Source organism: Paraburkholderia ginsengisoli NBRC 100965 (assembly GCF_000739735.1).
GTDB classification, from domain to species: domain Bacteria; phylum Pseudomonadota; class Gammaproteobacteria; order Burkholderiales; family Burkholderiaceae; genus Paraburkholderia; species Paraburkholderia ginsengisoli.
In genome coordinates, this window is sequence record NZ_BBJF01000006.1 from 495918 (window position 1) to 515075 (window position 19158).

Below are 19158 nucleotides of genomic sequence, written 5' to 3' on the forward strand. Positions count from 1 at the left end.
CGTTACATCCCGACCGCGACGCGCGTGAGGCCGTTGCGCTTCAGATGACGGAAGCGCGCCAGCGCCCACAACGGGAAGAACTTTCGATAGCCGTGGTAGCGCAGATAGAACACGCGCGGGAAGCCGGTCGCGGTGAAGCGCGTTTCGTCCCACAGGCCGTGCTCGCGCTGTTCATGCTGGAGGTAGTCGACGCCGCGCGCGACGGCTTCGTGATTCACCTCACCCGCCGCCATCAGACCCATCAACGCCCAGGCGGTCTGCGACGCCGTGCTCGGCGCGCGCTCGTAGCCGCGATAGTCGAGCTTGTAGCTCTCGCCGCCCTCGCCCCAGCCGCCGTCCGGGTTCTGGATCGACAGCAGCCACTGCGCGGCGCGCCGGATGCGCGGGTCGTCGTGCGGCATGCCGGCGGCGTTCAGCGAACAGAGCGCGGTCCATGTGCCGTAGATGTAGTTCAGGCCCCAGCGCCCATACCAGCTACCGTCCGACTCCTGCTCCTGGAGCATGTACGCGAACGCGCGTTGCGCCGGCTCGCTGCTCTGCGGCAGTTCGCCGAGTTGCGCGAGCATCGACAGGCAGCGGCCCGAGACGTCCGCCGTCGGCGGATCGAGCAACGCGCCGTGATCGGAGAACGGAATGTTGTTCAGGTAGTACTGGGTATTTTCCGGTTCGAACGCACCCCAGCCGCCGTCGCTGCTCTGCATGCCGAGCACCCATTCGCGCGCGCGTGCAATGGCGTCGCGATCGACGGTGGATTGCGTGAGCGCCGCCGAGCGCTGCATCGCCATCACGACGACCGCCGTATCGTCGACGTCCGGATAGTGCGCGTTGTTGTACTGGAACGCCCAGCCGCCGGGCCGCACATTGGGACGGCGCGAAATCCAGTCCCCGCGCACGTCGAGAATCTGCAGCGGACGCAGCCACGCGAGCCCGCGCTCGGCCGCCTGCTCGGCATGTGCCTCGCCGGTTTCGAGCAACGCGTGCGCGACGAGCGATGTGTCCCAGACCGGCGACAGGCACGGCTGGCAATATGCTTCGTCATCCTTGATAACGAGCAGCTTGTCGATCGACCGACGAGCGATCGCGCGATTCGGGTGATCGGCCGGATAGCCGAGCACGTCGTACATCATCACCGAGTTGGCCATCGCGGGGAAAATCGCGCCGAGGCCGTCTTCGCCGTTCAGGCGTTCGTCAACAAAGGCCACGGCCGCGCGCACCGCGCGCTCGCGCGTTGCTTTCGGGAACAGGCCGTCGACCCCGCGCAGCAACGTGTCCACGCCGCGGAAAAAGCCGAACCAGCCCGCGTGCTGATGCGGCGCCCGGTCGTTCATGCCGGTGTTCACCGGCGCGCCGCGGAACAGCTCGTCGATGCGCACCTTGCGCGGATTGCGCGCGAGCGGTCGCTTCGCGTTGAGCACCAGCAGCGGCACGATCACGGTACGCGCCCAGTACGACACCTTCGACAGATGGAACGGGAACCACATCGGCAGCAGCATGATTTCGACGGGCATCATCGGCACCGCGCGCCACGACACCACGCCGAACAGCGCCAGCAGAATCCGCGTGAAGACGTTGACGTTTTCCGCGCCGCCGTGCGCGAGAATCGCGTCGCGCGCGCGCACCATGTGCTCGGCATCCGCCGGGTCGCCGATCATCTTCAGCGCGAAATACGCCTTCACGCTGGCGCTGATGTCGAGTGCGCCGTCGGTGAAGAGCGGCCAGCCGCCGTTGGGCAACTGGATGCGGCGCAGATAGCGCGCGATCTTCTGCTCCAGTTCGAGGTTCGGCGTTTCGCCGAGGTAATGAACCAGCAATACGTATTCGGCGGGAATGGTCGCGTCGGCTTCGAGTTCGTAGACCCAGTGGCCGTCCGGCTGTTGCGCGGCGAGAATCGCATCAGTCGCGCGCGTGATCGCAGCGTCGAGAGAGGCGGTCGATACCACCGGCGCGACGGCGTTCGCTTGCGTCTCGACGGCCAGCGCGTGCTGCCCGTCCGCCGATACGTTGGGCGCCGCGTCGGCAGTTTCGGGTAAGACGTCGTCCAGAGGCTGGGCTTGAGATAAGTCGTTCATCGGCGTTCCATCGGTTCATTCAGCAACGTATCCGCGGCCTTCTGGCCGGAGCGGATCGCGCCTTCAATCGTCGCGGGCAGGCCGGTGGCCGTCCAGTCGCCCGCGAGCATCAGGTTGTTCCAGCGAGTGCGCGTGCCCGGACGCAGCGTTTCCTGCTCCGGCAGCGCGGCAAACGTCGCGCGTTTTTCCATCACGATCTGCCAGGCCGGCATCGGCGTGGCAGGAAGATTGGCGGCCTGCGCCACTTCGGCCCAGACGCTGCTCGCGAGCGCTTCATGCGACATGTCGAGCAGACGCTCGGCCGCGTTGACAGTCACCGACAAACGGCCGTCGAACGCGAACAGCCATTCGGCCGTCGCGTTCAGCAGCCCGGTGAGCGGCGGCATGCCGAACGGCGGCTCGACCGCGAAATGCACGTTGACGGTCGCTGCGAAGCGGGTCGGCGCGCGCAGCCCCGGCACGGCGGTCGGCGCGATCTCCGGCGGAAGCGCGAGAATCACCGCCTGGTTCGCGTCGAGCGCGACGCTTTCGTCGACGAAATTCAGCGCCTGCACGCGGCCGCCGTTGGCCGCGAAAACGACGTCCTGCAGCCGCGAACCCAGCTTGATGGTCGCGCCGCCATGCTGCAGCAAGCGCAACGCGGGATCGACGAACGCGCTGCCCAGACCGTTGCGCGCGACCAGCGGCCGGCAGGCGAGGCCGCCCGCGAGCAAGGTCTCACGCACCATCGCGCCGGTCAGCTCCGCCGACGCGTCACGCGGCTCGATGTTCAGCATCGCGTGAAACAGCGGCCTCAGCAGACGATCCCACAGCGGGCCGTTGCAGCGCATGGTCTGCGCGACGCTGCGCCCCGGTTTCGCGAGCAGCAACGGCACGAGCGAAAGATAGTCGCCGGGACCGGTGTTCGGCACGCGCGCGTTTGCGTCGAAAATCCACCAGGGCAGCAGTCCTGGCGACATACGCACCGTCCAGCGCGCCCGCGTAGCCAGATCGACGAACGGATACTCGGGTTGCGCCGGGCCGACCAGTTCGTCGGCGGCGCCGATCGCGCGCAAGTAGTTGAGTGTCGCGGTATTGCCCGACAGCACCACGTGATTGCCGCTGTCGATGGTCGTGCCAAGCCGGGTGTCGTAGTACGAGCGGCAGCGGCCGCCCGCCTGGGGCTCCGCTTCATGCAGCACGACTTGCGCGCCGCGCCGCTGCAACTGCACTGCGGCGGCCAGGCCGGCGAGGCCCGCACCGACCACATGTACGAGCTTCGGCATCAGCTCAGAAGAGCGCGTAACGCGCGACGATCCACAGCATGCTCAGCTTCGGCTTGCTGACCTTCGTGCGCGGAATGTCGAAGCCGCGTTCCAGCGTGCGTTCGAGCAGCACGCGATACACCCCTGACATGATGCGCGGCGCCTTCACATGCTGGCGCGGCTCGCAATCCATGATCGCGTCGGACTCGGCGAAGTGCTGTTGCGCGCGCTCGGCGAGCGTCGCGCACACGCGCGGCAGCGACGGATCGTCGGCGATCTGCGTGGGGTTCGTTACCGCGATACCTTCGCGCGCCAGCAGTTCGTACGGCAGGTAGCAGCGGTTGATACCGGCGTCTTCGTCGATATCGCGCAGGATGTTGGTCAGTTGCAGCGCGCGGCCCAGGTGGTGCGCCAACAGGCGGCCAGGCTCCTTCCGCATCCCGAATATGCTCACCGACAGCCGGCCCGCCGCGCTCGCGACCCGGTCGCAATAGAGGTCGAGCGTCGCTTCGTCGGGCGCGCAGATGTCGGCGGCGGCGTCCATCGCCATGCCGTCGATCATCGCGTGGAAATCTTCGCGTTGCAGCTGAAACGTGTGAATGTGCCGCGTCAGCGCGCGCAACGAGGCGCGCGGCGCGCCCGCATAACACGCGTCGATGTCGGCGCGCCAGCGTTCGAGCGCGGCGGCGCGTTCAGCGCGCGGCATGTCGCTGTCGGCGATATCGTCGACAGCGCGGCAGAAGGCGTAGACCTGATACATCGCATCGCGCTGCGCAGCAGGCAGGATGCGCATGGCGAGATAGAACGAGCTGCCGGATGTGGCGGCAGCGGCGTCGATTTCTGTATCGTCCACGACAAGATTGGAAACAGCCAAGACGATCTCCGCTGGAGGCGCCCGCTGAAAGGCGTTCAAAGAGGTTTTATGCCTACCCGCTGGGCAGGTAGTCCGCGCGCGCGGACACGCGCGAAACACCCGGCTGGGATGCCGGAAACGGCGAAAAGTATATCAACGTTTGCGAGACGCCGCAGTTTCGCGGGTGAATTAGGGACGGGAAGGGCCAGGCGGCTGCGCGGTGAAGCGGGGCGGGGCGTTCGTCATCGGCGCGTACGGCCGGCCGTGCTGTGATTAAACGTCGTGTTGCGGCGAAAAAACGCCGCCGAGCGCCGTCAGCCAAACGCGACCGCGCGGTTGCGCCCCTGCCGCTTTGCGCTGTACAGCGCCGCATCGGCCTCGTTGATCAGCACGTCGTACGCCGGCACGCCCGGGCGCGCCGACGCGCCGCCGACGCTCGCCGTCACCGGCACCTCCGTGCCCAGCACTTCGATGGGCGTGTCGGCGATCACGCAGCGGATCTTGTCCGCGACGCTCATCGCATCGGCGAGCGGCGTGCACGGCAGCAGCAACGCGAACTCCTCACCGCCGAAACGCCCGAAAGTGTCTTGCGCCCGCACCACCTCCGCGACGCGCTGCGCCATCACGCGCAGCACGGTATCGCCGACGCCGTGGCCGAACTGATCGTTGATCTTCTTGAAGTGGTCGAGATCGAACAGCAGCATCGACATGTCGCCGCCATAACGCTGCCAGCGCGTGAATTCATCACGCAGACGCGCTTCGAAAAAGCGTCGGTTCGCGATGCCCGTCAGACCGTCGCGGTCCGCGTATTCCTGGAGCTTCGCGACGGCCTCTTCGCGTTCGCGCTGCACGATGCTCACGTGCGTGACATCGGAGATCGTCACGCACACGGCGACCACTTCGCGCTCGCGCGTGAGCGGCATGAACGTGCAGTCCTGCTGCATGAAATCGACACCGCCGGTGATCGGCCGGTCATGATCGAATTTGAACAGATACGGCCGCTGCTCCCACGAGCTGAACGCAAAACTGCCGAGCTGAAACACGCTTTCGATCTTGCGCGACAACCACACGCGCGGCAGTTCGGGGAAGTGCACGAACAGCGATTTTCCGACCACCTGTTCCGGCGACAACCCGCTGTGGTCCTGCATGAAGCGGTTCCACATGAGCACGTTCATCTCGCGGTCGAGCACGAAGATGCCGAAGCCGACGCGCTCGACCACCAGGTCGCTCAGCGAATTCACGGGTGCGTTCATAGGCTGGACAACAGCGCGTCGAGCGCTCCGTTCATGTGGCGAATCGATTCCTCGGCCATCAGCATCACGAGATGCGCACGAAAGCTATGATCTTCGAGCGCGAAGTTCACTTCGACCAGCAACGCGACCTGCCATTGCAGCACGCCGGGTTGAAAGACCTCGTCGAGCGTCAGCGCTTCGCCGAGCATACCCGGTGCGGAAAACACCGGCGTGCGGCCGAGCTGGTCGAGAATCGACGACACGCAGGCGCCCGTCAGCACGTTCGCGACGTCGAACACCAGCTCTTTCTGACTCACCGCTTCGTAGCTCGAGCGCGCATACGGATCGCTGACGAGCGAGCACAACTGCGCGATGCAATCGCTGCGGCAGATCACCAGCGCCTCGCCCTTGATGTCGGAGCGAAACCCCTGGCGCACCGCGCTCACCGTGTCCTCGATCCCGGTCATCTCTCGCAACGCGTGCGCCGCGTCGCTCAACGCCACCATCCGCACGCGCGGCACGGATAGTTCGATGAACGAATCGAGCAGCCGCGCAAGCCGCGTCGCGGCCTGGCCCATCGCCAGATTGGCGACCTCCTGCAGCGCGTCGCGCTGGTCTTCGGTGAGGATTGGCTCAGACATACAACCCGTACTCCTTGAGGATGGGCAGTACCGCCTCGGGCGTCACGGGCTTGGCGATGAACGCGGCCGCGCCGAGTGCGCGCACGCGTGCCTGGGCCATCGGTTGAACATCGGCGGAGACGACGATCACGAAAGTGTTCAGATCCTCGTGCTGCAATGCTTCCAGCACCTGATAGCCGGTCATGTCCGGCATCGTCAGGTCGAGGAACATCACCGACGCCTTGCCTTCGCGATACAGACCGAGCGCTTCGCGGCCGTTCGATGCGTACGACACGTCGACCTTCCAATCCGGCGGCAATGCCTTGGTGAGCACCTTGCGGGCAAGCAGCGAATCGTCGGCGATCACAATGGGCAAAGACATGGGCAGGTCGGTAGGCGGAATGAACTCTTACGCATTAACGGCGCATAGAGGGGATTTCTTTAGCGCGAGGTCTGTCGACCGGCGGCAAAGTGCGACGGCGACTGCTGAAGCGCAACTGACGTGCGAATGGGGAGCGGGCGGGACGCGGCGCGATGGGCGAATCCGGGCCGCCTGCATGAATGCGAGCGCGCAGCGTGGACGACGGCTATGACCGGCATGTTCGAAGCCTACCCCGTAGATCGATCTGCCCGGCTTAATGGATCGGACAGTCCCATTGCCGCGCGTGGCTCCGCGAATGCTTCGCCACACGCAGGGTATGCGTGTCCGGCGGCCCTCGCGGCAAATCCGTCCGGACATGGCGGACGGATTCTTATCGTGGCGTGGATTTTCGAAGTAAAACGGCGCAAAGGCAACTCACCAAAATCGCCTTCGCTAATTAGATATTCCCCTTCAGCACGGTTTACAAAAATGTTTGAATAGATCCAGTTCAGTTTCTTTTATATTTATACTTTTGGATACGTTTGCGCTTGTCGATTCGTCGCTGTTTGAAAAGACAGACGAATAAGCGGCGCCAGTCGGCCGGGGTTCTTCCATGTAACGTCTATCGCCGCTCTGTGTCTATGCTTCTCTTGTGAAGCCGAATCCAGCTCGCCTGGCCCGAACGACTTTCGCATTTTCGAAAAATGACATCAGACCAGTTCGACCCGCCGCGTGCGAGCCGCCCGTCTCGCCATTCCGCGAAGCCGGCGGAGGAGGCGTCGTTCCCCGCCGTACCGGAACAGAATTTCCACGTGCGGCGCATCACGCTGATCGCGCTGCTGGTCGCGGCAGTCGTGCTGCCCTGCGTCTATGTCGCGGCGATGGCGCTCAGCGATCTACGCACGCGCGAGGCCGACGCCACCGACATGACGCTGCGCACGGTGCGGGTCGCGGAAGAGCACGCGCTGAAAGTGTTCGACATGAACGAGACGCTCGACGCGCGCATCATCGATCTGACCGAAGGACTGGACGACGACGGCATCCGCGCGCGCGAAGCCGCGATTCACGAGAAGCTGCGCACAATGGGCGGCGGCTATCCGCAGGTGGCCGCCGTTTCGATCTTCGGGAGTGAGGGGGCGCTGCTCGCCAGCAGCCGCTTTTATCCATCGCCGACGCTGTCGATCGGCACGCGCGACGACTTTGTCGGCATTCGCGACGGCAACGCGCTCGAACATGTGTCGAAGGTGATGACGGGGCACGTGGCCGGCGAGCAGGTGTTCAACATGGGCGTTGAGCGTCGCGCCGCCAACGGCTCGTTCGCCGGCGTGGTGTCGGTCGCGTTGCGGCCGAGTTACTTCGATGCGTTCTACCGCGAATTGCTCGGCGGCAACAACAGCACGCCGATGATCATGAGCCTCGTCCGCACGGACGGCGCGGTCCTCGCGCACTTTCCGCGCACCCCGCGCGAGGCCGCGGCGATGGCGTCCAATTCGCCTTTCGCCGAAGCCGTCGCGCAAGGGCGGCGGGCCGGCGTCGTACGCATGCGTTCGAACGTCGACGGCGACAATCTGATTCTCGCGTTCCGCCATGTCGGCTCGTATCCGGTGTACGTGCTGTGCGGCTACCGCACGTCGGCGATCTGGGCCGCGTGGTACCGGCACCTGAGCGTGCTGATCCTGTCGATGTTCACCCCGTCGATCGCGCTATGGTGCGTGATCTGGCTGTCCCTGCGACGCCTCGCGGCGGAACAGGAAGCGTGGCAGCGCTGGCAGGCCGAAGCGTCGATGCGCCGCTCGATCGAATCCGCGTATCGCCAGTCGCGCAAGATGGAGGCGCTCGGCACGCTGGTCGGCAGCGTCGCGCACGACTTCAACAACCTGCTGATGATCCTCTCGTCCAACGTGCAGATCGTGCGACGGCGCGGCGTGGCCGGGCTCGACCGCGAACTGTCCGCGATGGAGCGCGCGCTCAAGAGTGGCCAATCGCTGACCCGGCAACTGCTCGGCGTCGCGCGCAAGCAGCCGTTGCGCACCGAGACGCTGTCGCTGGAACAGTGGCTGCCGACCTGCCGCGAGTTGCTGCGCGCGTCGCTCGGCGCGAAGGTTTCGCTCGTGATCGATCCGGGCGTCGAGACCTGGCCGACGCGTGTCGACGTGGCGGAGCTCGAACTCGCGCTGATCAACGTCGCGGTGAACGCGCGCGACGCCATGCCCAACGGCGGGCGCTTCACCGTGCGGGCGACCAACATCGTGTTCCGTCACGAGGACGGCTTTCCGCTGACCGGCGATTTCGTGCAGCTGTCGCTCGAAGACACCGGCGTCGGCATGGCGCCCGACGTGCTCGCGCGCGCCTTCGAACCGCTGTTCACGACCAAGCCGAAAGGCATGGGCACCGGGCTCGGCTTGCCGCAGGTGTTTGCGTTCTGCGAGAGCTCGGGCGGCCTCGCGGCGATCGACAGCGCGGTCGGCGCGGGCACGTCGGTGCGGCTCTATCTGCCGCGCGCCGCGGACGAACCCGAGGCCGCCGGGCCCGCCGAAGCTGCCGCCGAGCAGAGCGTCGCACCGCAGGGGCTGCGCATCCTGCTGGTCGAGGACAACGAGGAAGTGGCCGCCGGCACCGAAGCGCTGTTGCAGATGATGGGCCACCAGGTCACGTGCGTCTTCAATGCCGACACGGCGCAGCGTCTGTTCGACGACGCACACGCGCGGCGGGCCCGCACCGGCGAGCCGCTGCCCTTCGATCTCGTGCTGTCGGACATTCACATGCCCGGCAAGATGAACGGCATCGATCTGGCCGAGGCGGTGCTGGCTTTCGACACCAAGCTGCCGGTAATTCTCGTCACGGGGTACGCGGAAGAACTCGACCGGGCGCGGCGCGTCGACGTGCGGGTGCTGTCGAAACCATTCGATATCGGCTTGCTGGAAAAGCTGCTCGAAACGATTCAGCGGAATCTGGCGCAAACGGGCGCCGATCCGCAGGCGCATCCGGCGAAGTAGGAATGGTGGGGCGGGTTGAGCGCCCTTTACCAGCGGTTGTAAAAAGCACGGCAGCGGTACGCCGCGCTTTTTTATCGGACCGATCCCGCGCGGACAGGCGCCGGGCCGCGCGCCGGGCTCGGCGCGCGGCCCGGCATGATCGTTGCGGCTCCGACGAGGAGGAGGGCGGGGCGTTGCAGCGCCGCCCGTTCCACCCAAATACGTCGGGAGACAGCCATGCAACATACCGTGATTGGTTTATTCGACACCTACATGCAAGCGGAAAGCGCCCGCGACACGCTTGTACAGACCGGTTTCGCGCGCGAAACGATCGAGTTGCAGGCGAGTCCGGAGCCATCCGTCGGCTCGGCCACTGACGAAGTCGCCGGCGCGGGCGTGCTGGCCAATATCGAGCGCTTTCTGTCGAGCCTGTTCACCACTGGCTCGCGCGCGCCGGAAACCGCGCGCTACGCCGAAGCCGTGCGACGCGGCGCCGTGCTGGTGTGCGTCAACGCGGCGAGCGAATCGCATGCGGAACTCGCGCGCGACATGTTGACGAGGCTGGGCGCGACCGACATCGGCGAACGTCTGCCGGACTGGGAAACGCAAACCGCTAGCGGACGCGAACATTCGGTCCTCGACGAACTGGGCATCGGCGCCGTGACGCCGGGCACGCCGCACACGTCGAGCGCGACATCGCCGGGGGTCGTGCCGTCCGGGATGACGACGCCGGGCGCGGCCACGCGGCCGGTCACGACAGCCGATCCGCTGTACCCGGTGCCGCCGGCAAGCACCGACGCCGAGCCGTTCGTGCCGCCGCCGCTCAGCGAGCGGCCCACGGTCGATCCGGTGAACGAGCCGGTACGCGATCCTCTGGTCGGCGACGTGGGGCGCAGCGCCATCGCTGCCGGCTCGATGCCGGGCTCGGGCGCGGTGATGCAGCCGTCGGAAGTCGTCTCGGAAGCGGGGCAACCGACCGCGGGCCTGGGCGGCCAGATGCCGAATGAGTATCTCGAATACGAAGAAGATTTTCGCTCGCACTACGACGAGCAATACGCGGCCGACGATGCGCGTTATGAAGACTACGTGCCGGCTTATCGATATGGCGCGGAAATCGGCAACGACTCGCGCTTTCGTGACCGTCCGTGGGACGACATCGAGCCGGAAGCGCGCCGTCATTGGGAAACCACATCGCCCGATAGCACGTGGGAGCGCTTCAAGCTCGCCGTCCGTCACGGGTGGGAACGGGTGACGGGGCATCACCACGTATAAACGGCGAGGGGCGGGCTGTCATATGGCGATGACAGCCCGCCCCCTCCTTGCAGCTTGCAGTGCCTTGCAGTGCTCATCCGCGGCCCTTCGCCAGCGGTTTCTTGACGATCTGGCTGATGAAGCGCAGGTCAGCCAGCGGTGTGCAGCTTGACCCACGCGACGTAGCGGTCGACGAAGGTTTGCAGGAATTTGCGCGTGCCGTCGTTCACGATCTCGCCTTTTTCGTTGATGACCGCAGGGTCGTGCTTGATGAACACCTCGGGCTGGCCGAGCGTAGCGACATCGAGATACGCGAGCACATTGCGCAGATGCTGTTGCGCCAGAGCCGAGCCGGTTGCGCCGACTGACGTGCCGATCACCGCGCCGGGCTTATTGCCCCACGAGTTCGTGCCCCAAGGACGCGAGCCCCAGTCGAGCGCGTTCTTCAGCACGCCGGGGATCGAGCGGTTGTATTCGGGGGTGACGAACAGCAGGCCGTCGGCGGCTTCGACACGCTGCTTCAGCTGCTTGCCGGCTTCCGGATAGTCGGCGTCGTAGTCCTGGCTGTAGAGCGGCAACGAGCCGATGTCGATGAATTCGAAGGTGAAGTCGGAAGGCGCGAGTGAAGTCACGGCGTGCGCAAGCTGACGATTGAACGAGTCCCGGCGCAGGCTGCCGACGACGACTGCAATGTGATGGGCCATGGTTCGCTTCCTTGTGGTGGGCGCTTTATGCGCAGAAAGGTACGAACTGTCCATGATAGGCAATCGCCGGGGGATTAGGGGCGACCGGGCAGGCAAATGCCGGCGTCCGGATGCGCTTCAACACGCGGCAGGGAGCGTGGTCGGTGGATAACCTCGCGGCCAGCAAAGTTATCCACAGAAACGCTGAATAACCTTGTGGATAACTGGTATTTTTGCCTTGTCAATCAAGCATGCTTTCGGTCAGTGACGAATTGAGGCAAAAGCGTGCGGGAAAGGTTTGGTGCGGGCGCGTCAGACCGCTTTCGCGGTTAAGGCAATGCGCCTGAACAGACTGGCGGCAGGTTCGGGCTACCAGCGTGTGGCGGCCGTTGATCGCGCTGTTGTACCACTGCCGAAGTTCGCGTCAGTCAGTCGCACGAATTCCGGCCAGTGCGCGCGGATCGAGCGTTGCTTCACCCTTGGAGCAAATCGACTTTCTGGAGGAAACAGCCATGAGTCTGAATTACGCAGGCAAATCCCATGACGAAGCAGTCGCGGCTCGCAAGCATGAAAAGCAGCGAGCGCAGGAGCAAGCTGGCGGCGAAATGGCCGTTGACGGTACGGAAGCGGACAAGGTACATAGCTGCGGTGAGCTATCCGAGCGCGGCAAGGAGGTGTGGCGCAAGGGGAGCGGGATGGATGGCGGAGGGAAGAGTTAGCCGCCTTCGCGGTGCGATTTTGGCAGGGGGCCTGCGCACATTGGGCGTTGAGCCGCGGCAGGTCTTTCGATGTTCGAACCGGAAGCCCATGAAGGTCGCGCAACGGGTTCGCCGACTCCCAGCTTTTATGACTGCGTGAAATTCCGCTGAATACAAAAAGGGCGCCGAATTCGGCGCCCTTTTTGTTGTTTTCGAAACCGCTCTTCGACGAATCTGCTCCGGACAACGTGCCGGCGCGCGGGTCAGCCGATCAGTTGCCGAAAAACACGTTGCAGTACGAAGCCGGGCCGTTGCACGGTGCCGAAGCGGCAGCATGGGCTGCGCCGGAAGCGGCGGCAAACAGGGCGACGGAAGCGATCAAGGCGGACAGAATGCGTTTCATGGTGCTACTCCTCTTCGGCGTTTGGTTCGCGATCGGGTGCGATCGATGGGCTGAAGAATAACGAGTGAGTAGCCGGCTACAAATACCGAAGACAAGAAGACATTTTTTCAATAAATGAAATAATTCGATCCCCTGTTCAAAACTGAGTAAGCGCCGGGCGCCAAGTCCGTTCGTGGCTTAGGCGCATCGACGGAACACCGTCGAAAATGGCGTCGATTTCAATTTGCGCAATAATGTTTTTCTGTAGCGATGGCCTAGGGTTGCCCTTGGCTGGCGGTGTTCGTTCTTCGCCGGTGCTCGTCGCGAAACGAAAGAAGAGAAGAGCGCGCACATGACGTTTCATCGATCGCCATCGACGCCGCGCCGCGCAAATGCACCCGCCGCCCGCGGATCAACGCTCGCCAGGCGGCGTGTCCCGATAGCGTTCAAAAAACCGCGCGTGCGACGCTTCATCGAGTGCGCCGGCGTGCGCGTCGGTCCGCGCCGGATGTTTCGCGAGCTGCGCGCGCGCGCGAATGGGCCGATGCTGGAAATTGCCTCCGCAATTCGGACAGACATTGCGCAGCCGACTGAGCGCGCAGACTTCGCAGAAGGTGCATTCGTACGTGCAGATCATCGCGTCAGGCGCGTTCGGCGGCAGTGACTTGCCGCATGCTTCGCAAGTCGGTCTCAGTTCCAGCATGGCATCGGCTCCGCTTTCAAAGGACGCGAGGCGCAGGGCGCGCCTCGCTTGCCGGCAAGTGTAAGCGAGCGAAGCGATCAGAAAAGAAAGCCCGGCGTTAAATCCGGCGAATGTTCGCGCGCCGCGCTCCGGATATCACGTCAACGCGGTCCACAACACGAGCGTCAGCGCAAGGCCGACGACCGAGACGATCGTCTGCAACACCGACCAGACCAGTACCGTCTGTTTCAACTGCAGCCCGAAATATTCGCGCACCATCCAGAAGCCGGCATCGTTCACGTGGCAGAAGAACACCGAACCCGCGCCGATCGCCAGCGCCATCAGCGAATTGTGCGTCGCGCTCAAGCCGGCGACGACCGGCGCGACGATACCCGCAGTCGTGGTGGTCGCGACAGTCGCCGACCCGGTGGCCTGGCGCAGCGCGACGGCAATCAGCCAGGCCAGCAGAATCAGCGGCATGTGCGCGCCGACCGCGATCTTGCCGATCGTCGTGCTGATGCCCGCCACCACGAGCGCCTGCTTCAGCCCGCCGCCGGCGCCGATGGTCAGCAGCAGCGCGGCGATCGGCGGCAAACTTTTGCGCAGAATGCCGCCGACGCGCTCGCGCGCCATGCCACGCGACCAACCGAGCGCCACCACAGCGAACAACACGGTGAGGCCGAGCGCGATCAGCGGCTCACCCAGGAAATTCAGCGTGTTGAAGAGGAACGTCTCGGGCTGAAGCAGCAGCTTTGCAATTGTGCGACCCAGCATCAGCACGACGGGCAACAGAATCGTGATGAGCGAGATCGCGAAGCCCGGCGGCTCGGCCGCGTTTTGCTGCGCGCTGAAGAGCTTGCCCATTTCCTCGGGCTCGGCCACATGCATCCGCTTGGACAGAAAGATGCCGTAGAGCGGGCCCGCGAGAATCACCGCAGGAATCGCGACGATCAAGCCGAGGCCCAGCGTCAAACCGAGATCGGCATGCAGTGCGCTCACCGCGATCAGCGGACCCGGATGCGGCGGCAACAGCGCGTGCAGCGTGGTCATGCCGGCCAATGCGGGAATCGCGATGCGCAGGATCGGCTGCTGCGAACGGCGCGCCATCACGAAGATGATCGGCACCATCATCACGAGGCCGACTTCGAAGAAAAGCGGCAGGCCGATGATCAGTGCGACGACGGCCATCATCCACGGCAGCGTGCGTGGCGTCGAGTGTTTGAGAATGGTCGACACGAGCCGGTCAGCGGCGCCCGACTCCGCCATCAGCGCACCGAGCATCGCACCCAGCGCGATGATGATGCCGACGTCGCCGAGCAACGCCCCCGCGCCTTTGCTGAATGCGCTCGCGACCGCTTCGAGCGGCAAGCCGGCGGCAAAGCCCGCCGCGAACGTGCCGACGAGAATCGACAGAAACGGCGCGAGCTTCAGCACGCTGATAAAAACGATGATGAGCGCGAGTCCAAGCGCACACGACAGAATGAGTCGCGTGTCGTGGGATGCCCACGGAGTGAGTGTTGTCGTCAGATGCACGATGTCCCTTTAGTCAATTGATGCAGCCGCGCTTTTCCGCGGGTGACAAATTGTAGCGGGCGCTGAGGACTCGATGCAGCGACGCGAGCGGGCCGCGGTCGCACAAGGGCTCCGCTCGCGCGCGTGATTTGCTTATGCGAATTAATCGGTTCGTCCAGGCTTGCAGACGAATTATCGTCGGAGCCAATCGGCACGTTTTGCGGCCGTCTTTTTAATGAGCATTGCCATGTCCCGTCATCCGCACCTCACGCGCCGCGCGTTTCTTGCCGGCGTGGGCGCTTCGTTGGCCGCAGCCACGTTGCCCGTTGTCTCCACGTCCGCTTTCGCCGCCGATGCACAAGCGAAGGAATTTCGCATCGGCTATCAGAAAGCCGCCAACACGCTGGTGTTATTGAAGGCGCACGGCGCGCTCGAAAAGCGGCTCGCGCCGCACGGCATCACCGTCAAGTGGACAGAATTTCCGGCCGGGCCGCAACTGCTCGAAGGGCTGAATGTCGGCGCAATCGATTTCGGGTATGTCGGCGAGGCGCCGCCCGTGTTCGCCCAGGCCGCGGGGGCGAACTTCGTCTATACCGCTTATGAAATTCCGACACCGCACGCCGAAGGCATCCTCGTTCATCGGGATGCGCCGATCAAAACATTGGCCGATTTAAAAGGCAAAAAATTTGCGCTTAACAAAGGCTCGGACGTGCACTGGTTTCTCGTCGCCGCGTTGCAGAAGAACGGCGTGAAGTACAGCGAGATTCAGCCCGTCTACCTGCCGCCTGCCGACGCACGCGCAGCCTTCGAACGCGGCGCCATCGACGCATGGGCCATCTGGGATCCGTTCCTCGAAGCAGCGAAGCGGCAATCGAACGCGCGCTTACTCGCGGATGCCGACGGCATCGTAAGCCACCATCAGTTCTTCCTGAGTGCGCGGCCGTTCGCGCAGCAAAACAGCGAGGTGCTCGCCATCATGATGGACGAGGTCGGCAAAGAAGGGGAGTGGGTGCGAGGGCACTACGCGGAAGCCGCCGCGCAGCTCGCGCCGATTCAGGGACTCGACGCGGGCGTGATCGAAGCGGGCTTGCGGCACTACGCGCATGTCTACAAGCCCATCGACGCAAACGTGCTTGCGGAGCAGCAGCGTATCGCGGATACGTTCAGCGAACTCCGCATCATTCCGACGAAGATCGTGACGAAGGATGCGGCGTTGCCGGGCAAAGCTTAGCTCGGGAGGTTGGGCCTGGCGTGGCTGCTGTGCTGGAGCTTTCGTTTTGAAGCGAGGGCTTGTTGCTGGGTCGTGAGACTGGCTGGGTTCCGACGCTCATGTGAACAGCGCAGCAACGTTCTCCGGAGGGCGGCCGATCACGGCACGCCCGTTTCGCACGACGATCGGCCGCTGCAGAAGGATAGGGTGCGCGGCCAAGGCCTCGTATAGCTGAGCGTCCGTCAAGGTGATGTCGGCGAGTTGGAGTTCTTTGTACTCGGCTTCAGTGTCGCGGATCATCTCGCGGATCGGACAGCCGAGTTGAGCATTGAGTTGTTTGAGTTGCGAAACGGTGAGCGGGCGTTTCAGATACTCGATTATTTCCGTTGGTTCGTCGGTGCGGTTGTACGTGCTGCTGACTAGCTCGCATGTGGCGCGCGATTTGGAACAGCGGGGATTGTGGTAGATCGTGATCATGAGGGCGGCGGAACGCGTGGTTGTTGCGGGGATGGCGGTGGGGAATTTTAGCGGGTTGGGAGGGAGGTGGAGCAGGGGTTTGCGTGCGCGGGTTGGCTGCGGGTTTGAGAGCGGTAGATTGTTCGCGATCCGCGCGCGAAGAGCAGTGCTAAATCTTTTGTTTGAGCTGGTCCGTTTTTCTGACTTGTACTTTGGGAATAGGGATACTCACTGCGGCGTGCGAGGCGTTCGCTGCAGTAGGGCAGTAGGGCAGTAGGGCAGTAGGGCAGTAGGCAATGAAGTTTATGCGCATAAACAGTGTTGGCTATAGTCACATGATTGACTGCGGAGCCTCTTGTATCGACTTTCTTAAGCACAAAGTGATGGCTGCCGGAGACGGTGGAAGCCAACCTCGGTCGACAGGCGCCATCGCGCTTGCAGCCATCGCATCTGCAGGGGAGAAATGAACTAGCGCTGCCTAACGGATCAAGCGGCACAAGCTGCGCACGAACCCACGAAAAATTAAGGCCGAGCGATCTTGAGCACCCAACTTCATTTTCGACAGTCGCTTGCAAGCGTGAAGCCCCCTCCAGATTGAAATGACCGCCGCCTCATCGGAGGTCACGCCATTGCGACTCCCGCACATCCCCCAAGACGTTCGGTGACCGGAGCAAGCCAACGGTACTCGACCGTCGGTTCCAGCCGATCGACCTTGTCTGCGCGACGACTTTATGCGCATAAAGTCTCCCGCCACTTTCCATAAGCAAACAGTCGCTCACTACGAGCACCGAAGCGAACGTCGAGTCCGCTGACGAGATCTTGGAGACAGCTGGCACCGTATTCATTCGAAAGGACGCCACGAACGCCAAATGCCAGATCCCGTCCCCGGAACTGAAGAGCGCATCTCTACTCGAGCCATCAATCGCTGCATTTCAACTGTCTCTATCCGATTCCAATTAACCCAGCGGCTTGTCAAAACCGTGGCTACCCTCGACGCAGGCGCTTTATGCGCATAAACCTACGCCGAACGGCTATTTCTTATTTTTGCTTTCACAAAATGATTGAAATGCGAATTCATCCAGGTAAAATCCATTTGCGTCTAAAAAGAGGAGGTGAAATTTGGCAGCTGAAATCATCGCGGTAACACAGCAAAAAGGCGGGGTCGGGAAAAGCACAATCGCGATGCATCTCGGTGCCGCGTTTCACGAGAAAGGCAAACGCGTTCTCGTCGTAGACGCAGACGGTCAAAACACCCTGATCCACTGGGCCAGTGCCTCATCAGATGGCGACACCGGCATCCCCTTCCCGGTCATCAACCTCTCAGAAGCTGGCAGCCAGATCCATCGCGAGATCAAGAAGTTCGTGGCGGACTACGACATCATCGTGGTCGACTGCCCGCCATCCATCACCGAAAAAGTTTCTGGCGTCGTCCTGCTTGCAGCGAGCGTCGCCGTGATCCCGACATCGTCATCGCCAGCCGACTATTGGTCGAGCATCGGATTGGTCAAATTAGTCCAGCAAGCCCAAGTGATGAACGAAGACCTGCGTGCCGTCTTTCTACTCAATAAAACCGAAGAGAAGCGGATGTTGACGCGCGAACTGAAGCGCGCGCTGGAAGAACTCGGCTTCCCTCTGCTCAAGACCCAGATCCCGACGCGTGAAGCCTACAAGCAGGCCATGGCGCTAGGGCAGACGGTACTTCAGATGAACGACCGCGGCGCCAAGCTCGCCGCCCTCGAAGTACGGGCGTGCGCGAACGAGATCGCCGCCTTGCTCCCGTGAAATTTATGCGCATAAAGGACCCTGAATGAAACCCTCCCAATTCGCCAAAGGCTTTCAAGCACGTCCTGATACGACCAGCAGCGAAAAGCGAACCGCGCTCGATCGTCTGAATGCGATCGACGGCATCGTCAAGAATGGTCCCACGAGCACCGAAGCCGCGGCAGGGCGCCCACTTTCAGCCGTGGTGCCGCATAGTGCTCCGGAGATCGACACCGTCGATACTGCCAATGAATCGGCGGCCTACCGCGCGTGGAGAATCGAACACGGATATCGGCCCAGCCAGGTCATCGAACTCCCGCTGAAGAACATCAAGCCGAGTCCGTTCAATCCTCGCCACTTCTATCTGAAGTCGTCGATTGCGGACCTCGCTGTCAATCTGGCCCGGCAAGGACAGCAGCAGGCGATTCATGTCATTCCCGACTACGACAATCCCGGCACCTACTTTGTCAGCGACGGCGGCCGACGTGTGCGCGCGCTGAAAGAGGCGAACAAGGAATCGGTGAAGGCGATCGTCATCGATCTGCCCATCGGTATTCAGAGCTACAAACTCGGCTACGACCTGAACGTCCAACGCGATTCGCAGACGGTCTTCGACAACGCGGTGGTCTGGAAACGCTTTCTCGACGATCGTCATTTCCAAAGCCAAAAAGAACTCGCCGAGCATCTCGGGTTGGACGAATCAACCGTCGCGGTCGCATTGTCCGTCGCCAAGCTGCCCGAGGCCGTCATGCATGAGATGGTCGCGCGCCCGGATCGCTTCGGTTCGAATATGGCTTACCAGGTCGGTCGTTATCACACCGCCCGGGGAGCCGACGCGACGCTGCGCCTGATCAACAAGATCCTCTCCGACGATCTGAGCACGCGGCAAGTCGCGGATATCGTGAAGGGGAGGGCGAGCGCTCAGGAGAGCGTCAAACCCGCAGGCCGGCAACGCTACGCGCAACGTCTGGAGATCAAGCTCGACGGGATGTCGGTTGGCGATCTGAAATCGTACGGGGATGATCGAATCGAACTGCGCCTGAAGGGGCTCACGCGGGAGAAGCGTGACGACATCCTGCGGCAGATTGAAAAGATGCTGAAGTAAAAGCGCCGCGAAGTCGGCGATATTGGAACAGAGTAAGGCGGCTCGCGATCGTGGCCGCCTCTCG

18 protein-coding genes are annotated in these 19158 nt (G+C 63.3%); 6 read left to right on the plus strand and 12 right to left on the minus strand.

What is annotated here, in order from left to right:
• Positions 1-2: 2 nt before the first annotated feature.
• From shc to BGI01S_RS15245, 6 genes are all read right to left on the minus strand, one after another.
• A complete protein-coding gene (gene shc, locus BGI01S_RS15220; protein ID WP_042326578.1) occupies positions 3-2069 on the minus strand; it encodes a squalene--hopene cyclase in 2067 nt (688 codons plus the stop codon).
• Positions 2066-3334 carry a hydroxysqualene dehydroxylase HpnE gene (gene hpnE / locus BGI01S_RS15225; RefSeq protein WP_042326579.1) on the minus strand — a complete coding sequence of 423 codons (1269 nt, stop codon included), beginning with the start codon at positions 3332-3334 and terminating at the stop codon, positions 2066-2068. The genes shc and hpnE overlap by 4 nt, the downstream gene beginning before the upstream one ends.
• Positions 3335-3338: 4 nt before the next feature.
• Entirely contained in the window at positions 3339-4187 is an 849-nt protein-coding gene (hpnD, locus tag BGI01S_RS15230; RefSeq protein WP_042326580.1) for a presqualene diphosphate synthase HpnD, read from the minus strand.
• A 293-nt stretch (positions 4188-4480) separates the two neighbouring features.
• Positions 4481-5419, minus strand: coding sequence for a sensor domain-containing diguanylate cyclase (locus BGI01S_RS15235; RefSeq protein WP_042326581.1), 939 nt, complete (start codon positions 5417-5419; stop codon positions 4481-4483).
• On the minus strand, positions 5416-6039 hold the full coding sequence (locus BGI01S_RS15240; RefSeq protein ID WP_042326582.1) for a chemotaxis protein CheC: 624 nt from the start codon (positions 6037-6039) through the stop codon (positions 5416-5418). Before BGI01S_RS15240 ends, BGI01S_RS15235 begins: the two co-directional genes overlap by 4 nt.
• A complete protein-coding gene (locus tag BGI01S_RS15245) occupies positions 6032-6400 on the minus strand; it encodes a response regulator (RefSeq protein ID WP_042326583.1) in 369 nt (122 codons plus the stop codon). Before BGI01S_RS15245 ends, BGI01S_RS15240 begins: the two co-directional genes overlap by 8 nt.
• 683 nt (positions 6401-7083) lie before the next feature.
• Here BGI01S_RS15245 and BGI01S_RS15250 point away from each other — a divergent pair.
• Both BGI01S_RS15250 and BGI01S_RS15255 read left to right on the plus strand, forming a co-directional pair.
• On the plus strand, positions 7084-9375 hold the full coding sequence (locus BGI01S_RS15250; RefSeq protein WP_042326584.1) for a hybrid sensor histidine kinase/response regulator: 2292 nt from the start codon (positions 7084-7086) through the stop codon (positions 9373-9375).
• Between the two features lie 216 nt (positions 9376-9591).
• A complete protein-coding gene (locus BGI01S_RS15255) occupies positions 9592-10626 on the plus strand; it encodes a hypothetical protein (RefSeq protein WP_042326585.1) in 1035 nt (344 codons plus the stop codon).
• 128 nt (positions 10627-10754) lie between these two features.
• Here BGI01S_RS15255 and BGI01S_RS15260 read toward each other — a convergent pair whose 3' ends face one another.
• Complete coding sequence (locus BGI01S_RS15260) at positions 10755-11309, minus strand: NADPH-dependent FMN reductase (protein WP_042326586.1); 555 nt, start codon at positions 11307-11309, stop codon at positions 10755-10757.
• 491 nt (positions 11310-11800) lie between these two features.
• On the opposite strand from BGI01S_RS15260, the gene BGI01S_RS15265 reads away from it, so the two are divergent.
• Positions 11801-12007: a hypothetical protein gene (locus BGI01S_RS15265; protein WP_042326860.1), complete on the plus strand. Its 207-nt coding sequence runs from the start codon at positions 11801-11803 to the stop codon at positions 12005-12007.
• Between the two features lie 250 nt (positions 12008-12257).
• Here BGI01S_RS15265 and BGI01S_RS31075 read toward each other — a convergent pair whose 3' ends face one another.
• The 4 genes from BGI01S_RS31075 to BGI01S_RS15280 all read right to left on the minus strand — a co-directional run bounded on the left by BGI01S_RS31075 (position 12258) and on the right by BGI01S_RS15280 (position 14583).
• Complete coding sequence (locus tag BGI01S_RS31075; RefSeq protein WP_255219742.1) at positions 12258-12389, minus strand: hypothetical protein; 132 nt, start codon at positions 12387-12389, stop codon at positions 12258-12260.
• Between the two features lie 136 nt (positions 12390-12525).
• Entirely contained in the window at positions 12526-12732 is a 207-nt protein-coding gene (locus tag BGI01S_RS30215; RefSeq protein ID WP_157004180.1) for a hypothetical protein, read from the minus strand.
• A 48-nt stretch (positions 12733-12780) separates the two neighbouring features.
• Positions 12781-13071 carry a DUF1272 domain-containing protein gene (locus BGI01S_RS15275; protein ID WP_042326588.1) on the minus strand — a complete coding sequence of 97 codons (291 nt, stop codon included), beginning with the start codon at positions 13069-13071 and terminating at the stop codon, positions 12781-12783.
• A gap of 135 nt (positions 13072-13206) precedes the next feature.
• A complete protein-coding gene (locus BGI01S_RS15280) occupies positions 13207-14583 on the minus strand; it encodes a GntT/GntP/DsdX family permease (protein WP_042326589.1) in 1377 nt (458 codons plus the stop codon).
• A gap of 226 nt (positions 14584-14809) precedes the next feature.
• Here BGI01S_RS15280 and BGI01S_RS15285 point away from each other — a divergent pair, with 226 nt between their 5' ends.
• Entirely contained in the window at positions 14810-15793 is a 984-nt protein-coding gene (locus BGI01S_RS15285; RefSeq protein ID WP_042326590.1) for a sulfonate ABC transporter substrate-binding protein, read from the plus strand.
• Positions 15794-15889: 96 nt separating this feature from the next.
• Here the strand turns inward: BGI01S_RS15285 and arsC are convergent, their stop codons facing one another.
• Positions 15890-16249, minus strand: coding sequence for an arsenate reductase (glutaredoxin) (gene arsC / locus BGI01S_RS15290; protein WP_042326591.1), 360 nt, complete (start codon positions 16247-16249; stop codon positions 15890-15892).
• A 1098-nt stretch (positions 16250-17347) separates the two neighbouring features.
• On the opposite strand from arsC, the gene parA reads away from it, so the two are divergent.
• Positions 17348-18010 carry a ParA family partition ATPase gene (gene parA / locus BGI01S_RS15295; RefSeq protein WP_042326592.1) on the plus strand — a complete coding sequence of 221 codons (663 nt, stop codon included), beginning with the start codon at positions 17348-17350 and terminating at the stop codon, positions 18008-18010.
• Between the two features lie 25 nt (positions 18011-18035).
• On the plus strand, positions 18036-19094 hold the full coding sequence (locus BGI01S_RS15300; protein WP_042326593.1) for a ParB/RepB/Spo0J family partition protein: 1059 nt from the start codon (positions 18036-18038) through the stop codon (positions 19092-19094).
• Positions 19095-19158: the final 64 nt, after the last annotated feature.